Below are 18,130 nucleotides of genomic sequence, written 5' to 3'. Positions count from 1 at the left end.
TTTTATTGTAATGAAATGGTATTCTGAACCTGCTTTTTTTCAAGTACAAAATCCAAAATATTGCTATTAATTTTTAAAGCTTTTTTATTCGGCGAAATGGCATAAGTATTATTAGTCTGAGACTTAATCACATTTTCAAATTGCAAAATAGATGTGTAAGTCGCATTATTGAAAACCTCTTTATCCGCACTGCTGAGTTTGTTGTAATCGTTTTTGAAAGAATTAATCTTATTTCTTACGAATATTTTCTCAGTAACATTATTCTTGTATAATTGAGTTGGGATAGACTTTCCAATGATATTTTTGGCTTTTAGTTTTTCTAAGCCAGCATTGATATTTTCAATCTTTTTGAAATTACAGCTCAGCTTAATAATATAATTCTCAGCATCAAAAGACGTTTTCACTTGACTGATTCCCGGAACAGTTTTAAATATTTCTGAAGCTTCTTTCAGCTTGCTTTCTATCTCCGATTTTTTAGGAACTTTTTTGCCATTAATCGTTTCCATTTTTGAGATAGATTGCAAACGGGTTTTACTTTTGCTTGCATTCAAAATGATGGAATACTCTCCGCTTCCGTCGGCTTTGAGAATCATTTTATCTATAATATCAAAACAGCTTGTCAAACTAATGCAAGTGATGAACAGAGCGAAATATTTAATCAGATTTTTCACAGGAATTGAAGTTGGTTGTTAACAAAGATAATTTTTATAATTTTAAATCCTTCCTTTTAAATAATCTTGTCGAAGTTCCTCATCCAGCTTTTCTATTGCATATCGGAGACAAGTTCTTGGCATTTCTTTATAATGAAGATTGAGAAAATTCAATAGTTCTTTTTCGTTCATTTTTCCCATTTCTCGAAGAAGCCAGCCGTTAGCTTTGTGCATCAAATCGTGTGGATGTTTCAGATTTTTGAGAGCGAAGTTTTTCGTTAATTCAAATTGTCCCTTTTTGATGTGATGCATTGTTCCCACGATCGCCATTCGCATTTCCCACATATTTTTGGAATCAGATAATTTTTCTAAGATTTTAGAGTCTTGATTTTCAAAACAATATCGGCCTAAAATTTTATAACACGATGTATCAACCAAATCCCAATTGTTGATGTGTTTTGTATGTTTCAGATAAAAATCAATGATTTCTTTTTGCCCGATTTTATCTTTAGTCTTCTCGAATTTGTAAACCAACATCAGCAAAGCCGTCAAACGATGTTCGTGGATTTTCGAAGACAGCAATTCGCTAAGTTCATCCAGAGTAATTGTTTTATAAAATTCCTTTGCAACACTTCTTTGGTCAGGCACAGTTACGCCGATAAACAAATCATTTTCGCCATATTCGCCTTTTCTAGTTTTGAAAAAAGTTTGCATAATCTCGGCTTTTCCGGGAATTACTAAATCCGCCAATACTTTGGCAACTACTTTTGCTAAAGTCATTACTTCAAATTAAGTTGCATCTGAAATTCTGACAAATACTTCGCAAGATGAAAACCATCCATCAAACCGTGATGTCCTTCCACAGAAACTGGCAACATTTTCCGTCCGTTTTTCTCGCTGAATTTTCCAAAGACAATTTTAGGAATCGATTCTTTTGGGTCAAAATCTGTCGGATGAAGCAGACCTGTAAAATTGGTCCAAGGCATTGTCGAGTGTCGAATATGATTCGGTGGTAATTCTTCGTTTCTGATTCTTAATCCAGTAGAATTTTGAACCTCATCAATTTCTTTTTGCAAATTTTGGTTAAAGATTTGAAAATCAACAGAGTATTCGAAAAAAGAGAAACCAAACGTTCCGTCATTTCTGGCAATCGTGGAACCAACATGTACAATGTCGAACGCTATAACTTCATCATTCACAATTCGATAACCAAATTCCTCAACGGAATTAATTGCCTTCATCGATTTATGAAGATAATGAGCGAAGAAAGATTCACTGTTTTCTTTGGCTAATTGATAAGTTTCGGTACAATCAACTTCTGTAACGATTCCAAAATAAGGACTTTTCATACCGGAAAAGAATTCGAAATGTTCTTTTCTTTTCCAGTTTTCTACATCAATAATTTTCATTTCTAAATTTAGATTAATGAATTTCTTCTTCTAATATTTTTTCCTCCGTCGCAATTTTCTTAGGATTCGCCACTTTAGCAATTGTCAATCCCTGCACTATAATAGAAAATACAACTACACAATAAGTAATGCTAATGATTATCTGACTGTACTCATTCACAGGAATTGACAAAGCCAGAGCAATAGAAACGCCTCCGCGGATGCCGCCCCAAACCAAAACTTTGACTGTCTGCGGACTAAATCGATATTTGAAAGCCATAAATTTGGTCGGAACAAAAATCGCAACCCAACGCGCCAACAAAACAATCATAATACAAATTCCGCCAGCTACTAAATATTCATTTAAATCCTTGATTAACAACAATTCAAAACCAATAAATAGGAATAGAACCGCGTTCATAATTTCGTCAATCAATTCCCAAAATTTGATCAAATAATCTTGCGTTTCGGATTTCATTTTGAAGCTTTCGCTGAAGTTCCCCATAAACAATCCGGCAGCAACCATAGCCAAAGGTGCAGAAATATGCATCTCGTGAGCGATCAAATAGCCGCCCATAACTACTGATAATGTGATAAGTACGGAAATAATATAATCATCCACAACACGCATTGCTCTCGATGCCGTATATCCGAGAAGAACTCCCAACAGCAAACCTCCACCTGCTTCACGAAGCAAAAGCAAACCGATATTTTCGACATTCAAATTGATTTCTTTTCCGATGGCAATTTGTAAAACAACTGTAAAAACAACGACCGCCATACCATCATTAAACAAAGATTCTCCGGCCACTTTGGTTTCCAAAGATTTTGAAACTTTGGCCTGCTTCAAAATACTGAGAACCGCAACTGGATCAGTTGGAGAAATCAGTGCTCCGAAAACTAAACAGTAGATAAATGGCATCTGAATACCGACTAATGGCAAAAGATAAAATGTTCCAAAAGCCACCGCAAAAGTTGAAATAATCACACCAACTGTAGAAAAAATCACAACAGGGCCAAATTGCTCTTTTAAATCTTTGATATTGACGTGGATTCCTCCTGCAAATAATAAAAAATTCAACATTGCGCCCATTAGAACTTCGGTAAAGTCTAAACTGTGAACAAGCTCAGTTAAATGAGTTGTGGTTTTCGGTAAGAAATTTTCGCCCGACGCAACCAACGTTACGGAAACGATAATCGCAATCACCATTATCCCGATTGTACTCGGTAATTTGAGAAGACGATAGTTGATATATGCGAATAAAGACGCTAGAACGATTAAGACTGAAAATGAGTAATATAACTCCATTTATTTAGCTGATGATTTTTGGTTGATGATTGTTTGCTTTAGCATTAATTTAAGTTTAAAATTTAATTTTCCTCATCATCAAAATATTCGAACAAGAAATCATTGTAAGGAAAACGAGAGATATGGAGTCTGTGAACCTCATCATAAATCATTTTTTTCATTTCTGGGAAATTCTGCTTGTTAAGCGCAGAAATGAAAACCGTTGGATATTTTGATTTTGCCATCCAAGTTTTTTTCCATTCTTCCAAGGAAATGTTCTTTTTGGATGAAGGTGTCAAATCATCTTCATCTTTCTTCTCATAACTGAAATCGTCAATCTTGTTGAAAACCATAATCATCGGTTTCTGATGCGCATCAATCTCTTGAAGAATCTGATTAACAGACGCAATATGGTCTTCGAAACTATCGTGAGAAATATCGACAACGTGAACCAACAAATCTGCCTCACGAACCTCATCCAAAGTGGATTTGAAAGATTCTACCAACTGCGTCGGCAATTTTCTGATGAAACCAACCGTATCTGTCAAAAGGAAAGGAAGATTTCCAATCACGACTTTTCTCACAGTTGTGTCAAGCGTTGCAAACAATTTATTTTCAGCAAAAACGTCAGATTTTGACAAAGCGTTCATCAACGTAGATTTTCCAACGTTAGTGTAACCAACCAAAGCCACACGCACCATTTTGCCACGGTTTTGTCTTTGGGTTCCCATTTGTTTGTCTATGACTTTCAATTTATCCTTCAGCAACGTGATTCTGTCGCGGATAATCCTTCTATCGGTTTCGATTTCCGTTTCCCCAGGACCACGCATCCCGATTCCTCCTTTTTGTCTCTCAAGGTGAGTCCACATTCTAGTTAATCGAGGAAGAAGATATTGATATTGAGCCAATTCCACCTGAGTTCTTGCGTAAGAAGTTTGGGCTCTTTGGGCAAAAATATCGAGGATAAGATTGGTTCTGTCTAAGATTTTGACTTCCATATCACGCTCCAGATTCTTCAACTGAGAAGGCGATAATTCGTCATCAAAAATCACAGTTCCAATCTGGTGTTCTTTCACGTAATCACGAATCTCCTCCATTTTTCCTTTTCCCACAAAAGTTTTGGAATCTGGCTGAGACAATTTTTGAGTAAATCTTTTATCAACTGTAGCTCCAGCCGTGAAAGCCAAAAACTCCAATTCGTCCATATATTCTGTCAGTTTATCCTCATCCTGATTTTGGGTAATTACACCTACCAAAACCGCTCTTTCGTACTGATGTTCTTTCTTTTCTAACATTTAAAATTTATAATTTTCTGATTCTCACAAGATACTATTTTTAGACAAAAAAACCAAAGAATATCTTTGGTTTTCTATAATTCGGTTTTAACTTAAAATTGAATTTTCAAATTAAACTAAAGTCGCCGTCAACGATTTTTCAAAACTGAAAGCCTGACTTACAGGACAATTTTCTTTGGCATCTTTGGCAATTTTTTGGAATTCTTCTTCTGAGATTGCAGGAACTTTTGCAGTCAAAGTCAATTCAGACAACGTGATTTTTCCGTCAACCAAAGAGATTTCACAATCTGTTTCTAAAGATTCTGGAATAAAACCTGCTTCTGACAACAGCGCTGAAGTTTTCATTGTAAAACATCCCGCGTGAGCCGCCGCCAATAATTCTTCCGGATTAGTTCCAACTCCTTCCTCGAATCTACTTTTGAAGGAATATTGAGTTTCATTAAGCGTTGTACTTTGTGTTGTCAGAACACCGCTTCCGTCTTTTACTGTTCCTTTCCAAACAGCTTTTGCACTTCTTTTCATAAGTAAGTATTTTTTGTAATATTTTAAATTCTTGAATCTTTTGACTTTAATCTTGAATCTTCTCTCAATCCCAATCTGCAGCCACAAATTTCATTGTTGATTTTCCGTCTGTTAAAGTTAAGAAATGTCCTTCAATTTTATACTGATTCATATTCGGCAAATCTTTTCCGAATTGTTCTTCCAGTTTCATCCTTCCTTCACAATACATCATTGTAGAACCAACACCAGAAAATTTGGCTTTTCCTTTATCAAATTCAGCAGTGAAAAACATCCCGTTGCAACCCATTTTTGCACCATATTGATCAGGAGCTTCTGTTCTTTTAGTCAAATCGATATTGGCTTCGAGTTTTGTTAATTCTGCTTTGGTAAAATCATTATACTCAACCAACATCCATTTTCGGTTAATATTTCCCATTGATTCTGACACTTTTTTTGATGAATTACAAGAAATTAACAAAAGCATTAATAATGATAAAACACCGATTGATTTGAGAAATTTCATTTTTTAAATTTACACAATATCTCTACCAAATTCATACCATTAGATTTAAAATAATCATTAAATTAGCCCATTAAAATAAGTCTTAATGTAATCGCTTTGATTGAATTTGATTTACTTCAAAACTTAATTCAGCGACCTTCATTTAGAATTAATAATTTTTTACCTATGAAAAAAATGTTACTAGTAATGACCCTTATTTTGGGTTATGCTCAAATGAAAGCCGACGAAGGAATGTGGCTTCTGATGCTTGTAAAACGTCTGAACGGCGTAGATATGCAGAAAGAAGGACTGCATTTGACTCCTGAGGAAATTTATTCTGTCAACAATTCCAGTTTGAAAGATGCTATCGTGAGTTTCGGTGGTTTCTGTACTGGCGAAATGGTTTCTAGCCAAGGTTTGATTTTTACTAACCACCACTGCGGTTATGATGCTGTAGCAGCTGCTTCAACACCAGAAAAAGATTATTTGAAAAACGGATTTTGGGCAATGAAACCAAATGAAGAATTCAATGCAAAAGGTTTATATGTAAGATTTTTGGTAAGAATGGATGACGTTTCTGCAAGAATCAATGCTAAATTAAATAACAATATGTCTGCAGCTGATAGAAAAGCCGTTATCGATGCAGAATATAAAGCCATCCAAACAGAAAATTCTGAAAACGGAAAATACACTGTTGTTGTAAAAGATTTCTTTAATGGGAATGAGTTCTATTATTTTGTTTATCAAGACTATAAAGACATCAGATTGGTTGGAGCTCCACCTTCATCTTTAGGAAAATTCGGTGGCGATACAGATAACTGGGAATGGCCAAGACACACTGCAGATTTCACAGTTTTCCGTGCTTATGCAGATGCAAACGGTAATCCTGCAGAATATTCTGAAACCAACGTTCCTTTGAAGCCAAAACATCATTTACCTGTTTCTCTTAAAGGTTACAAGCCTGGAGATTTCACAATGATTCTTGGATACCCTGGAAGAACGAACCGTTATTTGACTTCTTTCGGTATCGAGCAAATGGTGGACAAAGATTATCCGGCTTGGGTAGAAGCTTCTAAAGTGGCGATGGACGTGATGAAGAAGTATATGGACAAAGACAAAGCGACTCAATTAGATTATGCTTCTCAGTATGCAAGTGTTGCCAACTACTGGAAAAACAGACAGGGAACTATTGATGCTGTTAAGAAAAACGGCACGGTTGCTGAAAAACAAAAAACAGAGCAAACTTACAATCAATGGGCGGCTCAATCTCCAAATGAGCAAACTTATTATGGCGTTTTACCAGAAATAAAATCTTATTATAATCAAGTTTCTGGAAGAAATGTAGAAAGAAACTACGGTGGAATTCTACAAAGAAATGCACATTATATCGCAACAGCTTACCAATTAGGAAGTCTTTTCAAAACTTACGCTGACCAAGACGAAGCTGGAAAAGCAGCTATGAAAACTAAAGTTCTTGATGCAGTTGATAAAGCTTACGACGGTTTCCACGATAACGTTGAAGGCGAAATGTTAAACTCTCTTGCTTCTCTTTACAAAACAAGAGTGGCTAAAGAATTTGCTTCTCCAACGATTTTGGCTGCAGATGTGAACAATCTTTCAACTTTGGCTTACGAGTCTGTTTTTGCTAACAAAAAATCGGCTTTGGCTTTTGTAGAAAATCCTGACAGATTGAAAATCGATGCTGATAAATTGAGACAATTCGCCAACGGAATTGTTGAAGACCAAAAATTAGGATTGGAAAAATATTCTAAAGTTGATGAGAACTTTGCTAAAAACAGCAGACTTTTCTTAGACGGACTTAGAAAAGCTCAGCCTGAGAAAAAATTCTATCCGGATGCTAACTCTACAATGAGATTAACTTACGGGACAATCGAAACACTTCCTGTAAGAGAAGACAGAAATTATAAAGGAATCAAAGAAAACTATTATACCGACATCAATGGTATGGTTGCCAAATACAAAAAAGGCGACGAAGAATTTGACCTTCCTAAAAAAGTGCTAGATCTAGCGAAGAAAAAAGATTATGGTCAATATGCAGACAAGGCTGGCTTTATGCCGATCAACTTCTTGTCTAATAATGATATCACAGGAGGTAACTCTGGCTCTCCAATCATCGATGGATACGGAAATCTTATCGGTCTTGCTTTCGATGGAAACAGCGAAGCTTTGAGTGGCGATATTGTTTTCGAACCAAACTTACAGAGAACAATCAACGTTGACGTTCGTTATGTACTTTGGGTAATCGACAAATATGCTGGTGCAACTAGATTAATCAGCGAGTTAACTTTGGTAAAATAATTTATCATTAATATATTGAAAGCCACCAATATTTGGTGGCTTTTTTGTTGCTCAAATTTCTGGAAACCATTTTCAGTATTTTTTTGTAAATTAGAGAAATCATTTTTTATGAGTTTAAAATCCTTACTTCATTGGTCTTTCATTTTCCCATTATTATCATTAATTTACTATCTGCTTGGCGTTACAGATGACAGTCCATTATTGGCTGTGTTAGGTGGTGTTTTGTTAATTACATCTGTTTTAGGCGCTGTTCATCACGCAGAAGTTGTTGCCCATAAAGTAGGTGAACCTTTTGGAACCATCATTCTTGCAATAGCCATTACAGTTCTGGAAGTTGGATTAATTGTTTCATTAATGATAGCCGGAGGAAAAGAAACCCACACGCTCGCAAGAGACACGGTTTTTGCCGCAGTAATGTTAATTTTAAACGGAATTCTTGGTGCTTGTCTTTTAGTTGGTGGCATCAAATTCAAAGAACAATTCTTCGCCAGAACTTCTGGAAATATGGCTTTAATAAGTCTCGTTGCGATTGTCGTAATGACTTTGATTTTACCAAATTATACAACCAGTGAACTTTCAGCAACATTTAGTAAAACGCAACTCATATTCTTTTCCTTAGCGTCTCTCGTGATTTATAGTACATTTTTGATGGTTCAAACAGTGAGACACAGAAATTACTTTCTTCCGGAAAACGATGACGAACCACACGCAGAGCCGCCAACCAACCTCGAAAGTACAATGAGTTTGATTTTTTTGATTATCTGTTTGGGCGTTGTGGTATTTTTAGCAAAAGCATTATCCCCTCAAATCGAAAACATGGTTCATAATTTCGGAGCTCCACAAGCATTAGTCGGGGTAATCATTGCAGCTGTTGTCCTCTTACCAGAAGGAATGGCAGCGATAAAAGCAGCAAGAAGAAATCAATTTCAAACGAGTCTTAATCTAGCTTTAGGTTCTGCAATCGCCAGTATTGGATTGACAGTTCCCTGTGTTGCGGTAGTTTCTATTATTTACGAAATGCCATTATTACTCGGACTCGACATCAAATCAATGGTTTTATTGGCATTGTCACTTTACACCGTGATGTTATCTTTAAACCGAGGAAAAACCAACATTCTTTACGGCGTTGTACTTTTGGTAAATCTCTTCGCTTATATTTTTACTGTTATCGTACCTTAAATTTTATATTTTTGGTAAATGAAAACCTTCGAAACCGAAAGATTAAAAATGAAACTCGCAGACTTGGACGATGCAGATTTCTTTCTGGAATTGTATAATTTACCATCATTCATCAAACATATTGGTGACCGGAATCTTCGTACGAAAGAAGAGGCAGAAAATTACATCACCAATCGTTTCCTTCCTCATATCGAAAAGTTAGGCTATGGGAATTATGTTGTGATTCATAAAGAACTCAACAAAAAAATCGGTGCTGTTGGTGTATTTCTTCGGGACGGAATCGAGGTTCCTGATATTGGTTTTTCTTTTTTTCCTGATTTTGAAGGAAAAGGATTTGCTTATGAATCAGCTTCGAAACTCAAAGAATTGGTCGCTACAAATTTTGGTTTGACAAAAATTTCTGCGATGACTTCTGATGAAAATATTCCTTCTCAAAAATTAATCGAAAGACTAGGATTGAAGTTCCAGAAATATGTCATTTTCCCTGATGATAATGAGAAATTGAGATATTATGAAAATTGAATTCAACCTGCCTCATCGCATCGAAATCATTGAACCGAAGAAATTAATTGGATTCAGCATTACAACTTCTTTTCAGGATGATAAAACGCCGATTGTGTGGAAGAAATTTATGATGAGAAGAAATGAAATTACTACCCGAATTTCCAATCAATTATTTTCGCTTCAAATCTATCCTGAGAATTTTACACCAAATCAAATTTTCACAAAATATGCTTTGGCGGAAGTTTCTGATTTCGATAATATTCCTAATGATTTTGAAACCTTCGAATTAGAAAGTGGAAAATATTTGGTTTTCAATTACAAAGGAAAAGCGGAAAATGGACCGGAACTTTTCAGATATATTTTCCAAAATTTCATACCAGAAAATCAATTTGAGGTTGACAACAGACCTCATTTTGAGATTTTCAATGACAATTACAACCCAAATGATGATTCTGCCGAGGAAGAGATTTGGATTCCGATAAAGTAAAAAAAGTCTCGCAGATTAGGCAGATATTGCAAGTTTTTCATCTGCGAAATCTGTAAAATCTGCGAGAAAGTTTTGCTAATTTCTATTCCAAAATCTGCGCAGCGTGGTCTTTGGTCTTAACTTTATCAATCACCTGAGTACAAATTCCGTTTTCATCAAAAACAAAAGTCGTTCTCACAATTCCCATAAACTCTCTCCCCATAAATTTCTTCAACTGCCAAACTCCGAATTTGCCAATGATATCGTGATTCTCATCGGCTATGATATCAAATGGCAACTCATTTTTATCACTGAAGTTTTTCTGACGCTTTACAGAATCTGCACTTACGCCAAGTAATTGATAGCCTTTCTTCTTCAAAACTGAATAATTATCTCTCAAATTACAAGCTTCGGCAGTACAACCAGGTGTGCTTGCCTTCGGATAAAAGAAAACAACCAATTTTTTCCCTTTCAGTTTTTCTGAATCGATATTTTTTCCTTCTTGATTAATTCCGATAAATTCTGGTAAAGAATCGCCAACCGTCAACATAATTTCTATTTTTGTGTTACAAATTTAGCATCAAAATGACGAAAAAGCAAAGAGCACAGATTGTTCAGGAAGAATTAGAAAAATTATATCCCGAAGTTCCGATTCCGCTGGATCACAAAGACGCTTATACTCTGATGGTTGCGGTCGCACTCTCTGCACAGACGACGGACAAAAAAGTGAACCAAATCACACCAAAACTTTTTGCTGTTGCTGATACGCCTGAGAAAATGGCTAAGCTGAGCGTGGAAGAAATCAAGGAACTCATCAAAGAAATTGGACTTGCCAATTCCAAAGCGAAAAACTTGAAAAAAATGGCGGAAGTCTTGGTGGAAAAATTCAATTCTGTAGTGCCGCAGACTTACGAAGAACTGGAAAGTTTGGCTGGTGTTGGTCACAAAACAGCTTCTGTTGTAATGAGCCAAGGATTTGGTTTTCCTGCATTTCCGGTTGATACACATATCCATAGATTGATGACACAATGGAAATTAACCTCAGGAAAAAACGTTGTAGAAACCGAAAGAGATGCAAAAAATCTTTGGAATGAAAATGTTTGGAATAAGCTTCATCTTCAGATTATTTTTTACGGAAGAGAATATTCGCCAGCGAGAGGAAATAAAGAAAAAGATTTTATTCCGAAGCTTCTGTTTCCAGAAAAAACTTAATTTTTATTCTTCAGCATTCTCCTCATATGGAAATATTTGGTTTGCCTGATGTGATGCGGATATTTTCTTCCTTTCGGAATATTATTGAAAATCAAAGCCATAACTAACAAAATCAAAACACCACTCAAAACCGGCGAAACCGCATACCAATAACCCAAAGCTTGAATTTTCCCAGCAGGAAGAACAGCAATCAAAGCCGTTGCACCACCTGGTGGATGCATTGTTTTCGTAATTTGCATCACAACAATAGAAGAAGCCACTGCAATAGAAGCGTTTAACCAAAGAATATCCGGTAAGAATTTATATGCCGTAACACCAACTAAAGCTGACAAAACGTGTCCGCCAATCAGATTTCTGGGTTGTGCTAAAGGGCTATTTACAGCGCCATAAATCAAAACGCTTGATGCGCCGAATGAACCAATCAGAAATACATTTTCAATCTCGGTCAAATGTTGTGACTGCAAAAAAGCAATCAATCCAATCCCAAAAAAAGCGCCAAGAAATGACCAAAAATGGTCTTTGAAATCGACCAAAGTTTCTTGGTAAAAAATATATCTTGTGTGTCGCAGCCTTCTTTTTATATGTTTCTTCATTTTTTTATTTCTTTGCCCAAAGCTCCATTTTACGTTCCAAAACTTCTAATGGAAGACAACCTTGGCTCAAAACCTCGTCGTGGAAAGATGCCAAATTGAATTTCTTTCCTTGTTCTTTTTGATATTTATTTCTCAGTTCACGGATTTTCATCGCACCCGTTTTGTAGCTCAAAGCTTGTCCAGGCAAAGCCATATAACGCTCCACTTCTGCCGTTGCACCAGCTTCGTCATAAGCGACATTGCTTAAGAAATATTTAATCGCTTCTTCGCGAGACATTTGCCCAGTGTGGATTCCTGTATCAATAACGAGACGAACTGCTCTCAACATCTCATCACTCAAAGAACCCATTTTTTGATAAGGGTCAGTATAAAGTCCAAACTCTGAACCTAAAGATTCGCAATACAACGCCCAACCTTCACCGTAAGCACCAATCCAACCGAATCTCATAAACTTGGGTAATTTGGTATTTTCCTGTTGCAAAGAAATCTGATAATGATGTCCGGGAATCGCTTCGTGCAGGAAAAGAGACTCCATTCCAGATGTCACGTTGAATTTTGTTGGGTCAGGAATTGGCATATAAAAAATCCCTGGACGTTTTCCATCGGCACTTCCTTGGATATACTCTGCACTGGCACTGGCTTCACGGTATTTTTCTGTTTGGCGAATTTCGAAAGGTGTTTTTGGTGTTACGTTGAACATCGTTTTCAACTTCGGAGTGATTTTATCCAAAATTGACTGAAACCCTGCCAATACTTCTACCGAAGTTTTATAAGGCATCGCTTTTGGGTCGGTTTTTACATAATTCAGAAATTCTTCCAGAGAACCTTTGAAACCAACTTGAGCTTTTACTTTTTCCATTTCTTTACGGATTCTTGCTACTTCTTCCAATCCGGTTTTATGGATCTCATCCGGTGTTCTATCCGTTGTAGTCCAGCTTTTGACATAATAAGCATAAACATTACTACCATTTGGCAATGTATCATAACCATCTGTTGTTCTAGCTTTTGGCAAATATTCTTTTTCTAAAAAATCAGCCATTTTCAGATAGGCAGGAATCAACTTATTCTTGATAGCATCTTGGTAAAGCTTGGCATATTTGTTAGCAGTCACCGGTTTGAAATCTTTCGGAAGGTTTTTTATAGGACCGTAAAAAATATTTTTATCGATTTCGAAAGTCGTGATTTCTTCAGCTTTCATTTGTGGAATCATTTTTAGGACTAATGATTTTGGAAGAACCACATTATTTTTAATTCCTAATCTAAAATTCTCAATTGCAGAATCCATCCAAATTGGGAATTCATCAACTCTTTTCAACCAATTATCATAATCTTTTTCTGTTTTGAAAGGCTGAATTCCTGTTCCACTTCCCAACATCGGAAAAGTCAAGGGCAAACCATCAAACTGTGTGAAAGGAATATATTCGGGATGATAAGCATAACGTTCTTGTTTGTCAATCAATGTATATTCCAAAACATCAAAAACAACTTTCTGGTCATTATCCAAACTATTATAGTCAATCGATTTCAGTTGATTCTGAACCGAATTATAAAATGCGATTTCTTTTTTGATAAAATCTTGACTCAGATTATTTGGTAAAAGGTCATTATATCTGTCATCACCTTGTGAAGTAGCTTCCAGAGGATATAATTTCAAATATTCTTCATAATAATTACTCGCAATAGAATCCAAATCAGAAGTATTGAATCCTTCATTCTTCACCATCGGAGAATCTCCTTTTTTACAGGATATTATATTGATAGACAATCCTATGAGCAGCAATATTTTGTAAAAAAATTTCATTTTTTAAATTTTGTAGTGTAAATATAATATTTTAAAGTCAGGAATCCACCCTCTCATTTGCGGGGCAAGGTCATCCTATATTAACAAAACATCAACAGACGCAGCAGTTCTTATGATAATTATCAAAAATAATTAATAAAAATTTTTCAAATTCATTCAATTTTTTATCTTTGTTCAGCACAATTAAAAATTTATAATAATCTATTATCCTTAAAATGAAAGGAATCTTAAAGATTTATCACCCAGAGGAAACTCTTAAATATTTCATCGATAGCACTTATTGCAAATCTGTTTACATCAACTCACAGAATTTTTTGGAAGTTGAGATTATCACAAACGACTCATTGGACCACGTGGACGATGATTCTTTACAATACAATTTCCCGCAATTATCTTTAGACATTATAGAATTTCCTGTTACAACATCTGAATTAGAAGGACAAACGTTCATTATTGAAGATACGGATGATGAAGTTTTCACAGAAGTTGACCTTTTTGATGATGAAGAGGCGTTCTTGTTCGAGAATGAATTGAAGTTTGATAAAAATGAAACGGATGACCTTCAGCTTTCTTGGAGAGGTCTAATCACTGATTTCTATACTGGTTCTGAAAACCCTATTCCCTTCAAATTAAAATGCCACTTCCGTCCAGATGAGATAGAAGTTGACGATTAATTCTTTCAGAAAATAATATTTATATTTACGAATCGTTATAAAAACAATATTATAACGCTAACAAGCCATTGCCAATGTATCAGGATCTGGATGATATTATTTTCGAAGACAGACATAAAGCTTACGGCGCTTACGCTTTCCGCAAACATTATGATTTTACGCTTACCAAAGCTCTGGTAGTCGGCATTTTCCTGTTCTCTATTTTATTTTTTCTTCCAGCTTCTTTTATTAAAACGAAAAAGACAACTGCTGTCAATAGTGAAAATATCATTCCTGTTGAATTGACAGAAATGCGTATAAATTACGGCGATAACCGAAATGGAAAAGGCACCGAAGAGCCAAAAGAGGAAGAAGGAAGTCCTGCGCCAATTGTTGAAGAGAAAGAAGAAAAAGAAGTCGTGACAGAAGTTGCTAAAGCTTCAAAAGAAAAAGTAGAAAAAGACATTCCTGAAAATACTGTTCCTATCCCAACCAGAACCAAAAATCCACCTGTCGCAACTAAAAAAGTGAATGATAAAGCCAAATCTCCCGCCGTTGCTCATTCTACAAAAACAACAACCGGAAAGACCAATGCAAAAGGCGACATCAAAAAAGAAAATTCAACTGGAGATGGGAAAGGGAATGCCGCAATCGGAAATCTACTGAAAGGACGAGGAACAAAATCCGGCTCACAAGGAAACGGAACTGGACCGGGAAATTATGGCGACCCACTTGGCGGAGATGGTGACGGAAATAGCTTAATCGGAATTGATAGGAAATTAACCGGATTCATCCCAGGAACAATGGGAAGAGGTGGCACACAACCGAATCACAATTGCTCTGCAAGCGGAAGTATTACAATTTCATATACCGTTGACAAATCCGGAAAAGTCACTTCCGCAAGACGATTAAGTGGAGTGTCTGACCCTTGCGTTGCAAGTACCGCAGTAAGTTGGGTAAAACAATATGTGAAGGCAGAAACGGCCAATGTCTCGTCCAAAGGAACTTATAAGATTACTTTTTAAAATTCCTTTTAATTATGATTTTTTCGTAAATTCATTCATAATCTGTTCGGATTAATCATCAACTAATTCATAAATTTGAAACTATAAAATAACAGACAAAACTATGGCAAATCAAAATATTTCTATTTGGGAATTCCTTTTTGGTGGAGGCTTAATAAGCGTTTCTCTTATCATCATACTTATATTTTCAGGAATTGCAGCCATTGTTTTTTTTGGACAGAAATTATACGCACTCAACAGAGAAAATCAAGTTGACCCTTATCTTCTGAAAAACGTAAACGACCTTCTGAATGACGGTAGAATCCAATCTGCTGTAGATTTTTGCAGAAGAGATAATTCGCCGGAATCCAGAAGTGTAGAGAAAGGACTTTCCAGATTGGGAAGACCTGTGAGCGAAATCGCCAACGCCATGGAAACTCACGCTCAAATAGAACTTAATAAAGCTGAAAAAAACATCAATTATTTGGCAACACTTTCTGGTGCTGCTCCAATGTTGGGACTTCTTGGCGGTGTTTTGATTTTGGCTTCGACTTTCGGAACTTTGTCAAAAACCGATACTGTTGTCGCTCAAAATCTTTTAGCTGCTAATTTCTATAAAGCTTTAGCACCTTCTGCTGTTGGTCTTATCGTTGGATTTTTGTCGTATATTTTTCATAATATTTTGGTTGGAAAAGTTGATTATCTGTTGATGAAAATTCAGTATCACACCAATGAGTTTTTAGACATCATCAACAAACCTTCTTAAGATGGAATTCCAAAGAAGAACAAAAAAATTATCCGGATTGCCGATTGCGTTTTACGTAGTGGCATTGTTATTTTTTGTGCTTTTGTTTTCGTTCAATTCTCTTTACTACAAAGCATCCAAGCAACCAAAACCTGTTATTGTAGAAACTGCAAAACCAATAGAAGAACCCAAAGCAGATTCTATTGTAAAACCTGAAATCTATGTTCCAGATGTGGAAGTTTTACCTCCAGATACAGTTTCTCTAGCAAAAGAAACGCCTGCTGTAAAAGAAGAAAAGAAGGAAACACCAAAAACTGAGAAAGAAGATAAGAAACTCGCTAAAAAAGACGACTCTTCGACTCCGCTCAGAGTGACAGATTCTGATTCTAAGAACGATAAAATCACTAAAATCGGGAAAGACAGAATTTTAACAGGCTTTATTCCTGGAACAATGGGAAAAGCAGGAAAATTACCTTCGCACAATTGCAAAACCAAAGGTCAGTTGGTGATGTTCATTACCATTGACAAAGCTGGAAATGTGACCAATGCCGGACGAAGTAGCGGAATAAAAGATGGTTGTAACATCACAGCCGCCGTGATTTGGACAAAACAATATGTGAAAGCCAAAAAATCTCAGAATATTTCTCAGGGAACTTACACGATTAATTTTTAGATTTTATTCTTTTTAATTCTCCTTATTTTTAAATTTGTATTTCATTTTGAAATATGACTTCACAAGAATATCAGGAAGCTGTAGATTGGCTTTTTGTTCAGGCTCCGAATTACCAAATTGATGGCGAAAAAGCCTACAAGCCGGGACTCGATAACATCAAAAAATTATGTGATTTTTTCGGAAATCCACAGGATAAAATCAAAACAATCCATATTGGAGGAACCAACGGAAAAGGTTCTACAAGCAATATGTTGGCTTCGGTTCTTCAGGAAACTGGTTATAAAGTAGGACTTTACAATTCGCCACACTTGATTGATTTTACGGAAAGAATCAAAATCAATGGAAAGAATTGTGATAAACAATTTGTTTACGATTTCATCCAAAAACTGAAACATTTACCAGAAGATATTCGTCCTTCTTTTTTTGAATTTACGACGATAATGGCTTTCGAATATTTTCATCAGCAAAAAGTTGATTTTGCAATTATCGAAGTTGGTTTGGGCGGACGATTGGATTCGACCAATATCATCAAACCTTTAGTTTCAGCAATTACAAATGTTCAACTCGACCATCAGAATATTTTAGGCGATACGATTGAAAAAATCGCTTTTGAAAAAGCTGGAATCATCAAAGAAAATATTGCGATAATTTCGGGAGATGAAAATCCTGTTGTAAAAGAAATCATTAAACAAAAAGCCTTCGAAGTTAAAGCTGATTTTATCGACGCAACTGGTATTAAAACTGATTTAGTTTCAGATTTAAAAGGAAATTATCAGAAAAAAAATATCCTGGTAGTTTTGGCTTTGGTTAATGAATTGAGGAATCAAGCAATTAATATTACTAATGAAAATCTAAAATCTGGACTTTTGAATGTTCATCAAAACACAAACTTCATCGGACGTTGGTTTGAGTTTTCAAAAGAACCGTTGACAATTTGTGATACAGGCCACAATCAAGCTGGTTTGGAAGAAGTTTTCAAACAACTCAATGAATATTCACAAAAAAAACATATCATTCTAGGATTTGTGAATGACAAAAAAATCGATAATGTGATTCCAATGTTACCTTCCGAAGCTCAGTTCTATTTTGTAAAACCAAGCGTTGACAGAGGAAGACATCCGGAAGATTATGAAGATTTATTAAAAAAATCGAATCTTAATTTTAAAATTTTTGATTCCGTCCAAGCTGGCTATCTTGCTGCAAAACAGAATTGTAAAGAATACGAAATGATTTTTGTTGGCGGAAGCAACTTTGTAGTCGGAGATTTTTTAGAAAAAAATTTGTGAATATAGTTATAAGTTGTATATTTGCACCACTCAAAACGGTAACACGTTGCGGGCTCTTAGCTCAGTTGGTT

Annotated in this window: 20 protein-coding genes and 1 tRNA gene (1 of these 21 cut by a window edge); 11 read left to right on the top strand and 10 right to left on the bottom strand. The window is 35.7% G+C overall.

From position 1 onward, the window contains the following. Window positions 1–2: 2 nt before the first annotated feature. The 7 genes from V7P73_RS03100 to V7P73_RS03070 all read right to left on the bottom strand — a co-directional run bounded on the left by V7P73_RS03100 (window position 3) and on the right by V7P73_RS03070 (window position 5,645). The gene (locus V7P73_RS03100; protein WP_333851386.1) at window positions 3–671 is read right to left on the bottom strand and encodes a hypothetical protein; all 669 of its coding nucleotides are present in this window, start codon (window positions 669–671) and stop codon (window positions 3–5) included. 42 nt (window positions 672–713) lie between these two features. Next, window positions 714–1,430 carry a DNA alkylation repair protein gene (locus V7P73_RS03095; protein WP_333851384.1) on the bottom strand — a complete coding sequence of 239 codons (717 nt, stop codon included), beginning with the start codon at window positions 1,428–1,430 and terminating at the stop codon, window positions 714–716. Continuing rightward, window positions 1,430–2,059: a chloramphenicol acetyltransferase gene (locus V7P73_RS03090; RefSeq protein WP_333851382.1), complete on the bottom strand. Its 630-nt coding sequence runs from the start codon at window positions 2,057–2,059 to the stop codon at window positions 1,430–1,432. Before V7P73_RS03090 ends, V7P73_RS03095 begins: the two co-directional genes overlap by 1 nt. A gap of 13 nt (window positions 2,060–2,072) precedes the next feature. Next, on the bottom strand, window positions 2,073–3,347 hold the full coding sequence (locus V7P73_RS03085; RefSeq protein ID WP_333851381.1) for a cation:proton antiporter: 1,275 nt from the start codon (window positions 3,345–3,347) through the stop codon (window positions 2,073–2,075). Window positions 3,348–3,409: 62 nt separating this feature from the next. After that, window positions 3,410–4,621 carry a GTPase HflX gene (gene hflX / locus V7P73_RS03080; RefSeq protein WP_312422976.1) on the bottom strand — a complete coding sequence of 404 codons (1,212 nt, stop codon included), beginning with the start codon at window positions 4,619–4,621 and terminating at the stop codon, window positions 3,410–3,412. Between the two features lie 111 nt (window positions 4,622–4,732). After that, window positions 4,733–5,143, bottom strand: a complete 411-nt coding sequence (locus tag V7P73_RS03075) for an OsmC family protein (RefSeq protein WP_333851379.1) — start codon at window positions 5,141–5,143, stop codon at window positions 4,733–4,735. Between the two features lie 64 nt (window positions 5,144–5,207). Next, entirely contained in the window at window positions 5,208–5,645 is a 438-nt protein-coding gene (locus V7P73_RS03070; RefSeq protein ID WP_333851377.1) for an META domain-containing protein, read from the bottom strand. Between the two features lie 165 nt (window positions 5,646–5,810). Between V7P73_RS03070 and V7P73_RS03065 the strand changes: the two genes are divergently transcribed. The 4 genes from V7P73_RS03065 to V7P73_RS03050 all read left to right on the top strand — a co-directional run bounded on the left by V7P73_RS03065 (window position 5,811) and on the right by V7P73_RS03050 (window position 10,113). Next, window positions 5,811–7,943, top strand: a complete 2,133-nt coding sequence (locus tag V7P73_RS03065; protein ID WP_333851376.1) for a S46 family peptidase — start codon at window positions 5,811–5,813, stop codon at window positions 7,941–7,943. A 108-nt stretch (window positions 7,944–8,051) separates the two neighbouring features. Further along, on the top strand, window positions 8,052–9,122 hold the full coding sequence (locus tag V7P73_RS03060) for a calcium:proton antiporter (RefSeq protein ID WP_333851374.1): 1,071 nt from the start codon (window positions 8,052–8,054) through the stop codon (window positions 9,120–9,122). A 48-nt stretch (window positions 9,123–9,170) separates the two neighbouring features. Beyond that, window positions 9,171–9,644, top strand: a complete 474-nt coding sequence (locus tag V7P73_RS03055; RefSeq protein ID WP_333851373.1) for a GNAT family N-acetyltransferase — start codon at window positions 9,171–9,173, stop codon at window positions 9,642–9,644. Further along, window positions 9,634–10,113: a GyrI-like domain-containing protein gene (locus V7P73_RS03050; RefSeq protein WP_333851372.1), complete on the top strand. Its 480-nt coding sequence runs from the start codon at window positions 9,634–9,636 to the stop codon at window positions 10,111–10,113. The genes V7P73_RS03055 and V7P73_RS03050 overlap by 11 nt, the downstream gene beginning before the upstream one ends. Before the next feature lie 82 nt (window positions 10,114–10,195). Here the strand turns inward: V7P73_RS03050 and bcp are convergent, their stop codons facing one another. Further along, entirely contained in the window at window positions 10,196–10,642 is a 447-nt protein-coding gene (gene bcp / locus V7P73_RS03045) for a thioredoxin-dependent thiol peroxidase (protein ID WP_313098474.1), read from the bottom strand. Window positions 10,643–10,677: 35 nt separating this feature from the next. Here bcp and nth point away from each other — a divergent pair, with 35 nt between their 5' ends. Beyond that, on the top strand, window positions 10,678–11,304 hold the full coding sequence (gene nth / locus V7P73_RS03040; protein ID WP_333851368.1) for an endonuclease III: 627 nt from the start codon (window positions 10,678–10,680) through the stop codon (window positions 11,302–11,304). Here the strand turns inward: nth and V7P73_RS03035 are convergent. Together V7P73_RS03035 and V7P73_RS03030 are read right to left on the bottom strand one after the other, a co-directional pair. Beyond that, window positions 11,301–11,897, bottom strand: coding sequence for an HPP family protein (locus tag V7P73_RS03035; protein ID WP_333851366.1), 597 nt, complete (start codon window positions 11,895–11,897; stop codon window positions 11,301–11,303). The two genes, nth and V7P73_RS03035, sit on opposite strands and share 4 nt — an antisense overlap. A gap of 4 nt (window positions 11,898–11,901) precedes the next feature. Then, window positions 11,902–13,698, bottom strand: a complete 1,797-nt coding sequence (locus V7P73_RS03030; protein WP_333851364.1) for a DUF885 domain-containing protein — start codon at window positions 13,696–13,698, stop codon at window positions 11,902–11,904. Between the two features lie 215 nt (window positions 13,699–13,913). Between V7P73_RS03030 and V7P73_RS03025 the strand changes: the two genes are divergently transcribed. The 6 genes from V7P73_RS03025 to V7P73_RS03000 all read left to right on the top strand — a co-directional run. After that, window positions 13,914–14,372 carry a hypothetical protein gene (locus V7P73_RS03025; RefSeq protein ID WP_333851363.1) on the top strand — a complete coding sequence of 153 codons (459 nt, stop codon included), beginning with the start codon at window positions 13,914–13,916 and terminating at the stop codon, window positions 14,370–14,372. Between the two features lie 74 nt (window positions 14,373–14,446). Further along, the gene (locus tag V7P73_RS03020; protein ID WP_333851362.1) at window positions 14,447–15,376 is read left to right on the top strand and encodes a ferric siderophore ABC transporter substrate-binding protein; all 930 of its coding nucleotides are present in this window, start codon (window positions 14,447–14,449) and stop codon (window positions 15,374–15,376) included. A gap of 103 nt (window positions 15,377–15,479) precedes the next feature. Next, window positions 15,480–16,121 carry a MotA/TolQ/ExbB proton channel family protein gene (locus tag V7P73_RS03015; RefSeq protein ID WP_333851360.1) on the top strand — a complete coding sequence of 214 codons (642 nt, stop codon included), beginning with the start codon at window positions 15,480–15,482 and terminating at the stop codon, window positions 16,119–16,121. A gap of 1 nt (window position 16,122) precedes the next feature. Continuing rightward, window positions 16,123–16,773, top strand: a complete 651-nt coding sequence (locus tag V7P73_RS03010; protein ID WP_333851358.1) for a hypothetical protein — start codon at window positions 16,123–16,125, stop codon at window positions 16,771–16,773. Between the two features lie 53 nt (window positions 16,774–16,826). After that, a complete protein-coding gene (locus V7P73_RS03005; RefSeq protein ID WP_333851356.1) occupies window positions 16,827–18,059 on the top strand; it encodes a bifunctional folylpolyglutamate synthase/dihydrofolate synthase in 1,233 nt (410 codons plus the stop codon). 50 nt (window positions 18,060–18,109) lie between these two features. Continuing rightward, window positions 18,110–18,130: transfer RNA gene (locus V7P73_RS03000), tRNA-Val, on the top strand; it runs 154 nt beyond the window's last position.

The organism is Epilithonimonas sp. (assembly GCF_036780765.1).
Classification (GTDB): Bacteria; Bacteroidota; Bacteroidia; order Flavobacteriales; family Weeksellaceae; genus Epilithonimonas.
Note: the sequence above shows the minus strand (reverse complement) of the source record. Positions and strands in the feature narration are given on the sequence as shown.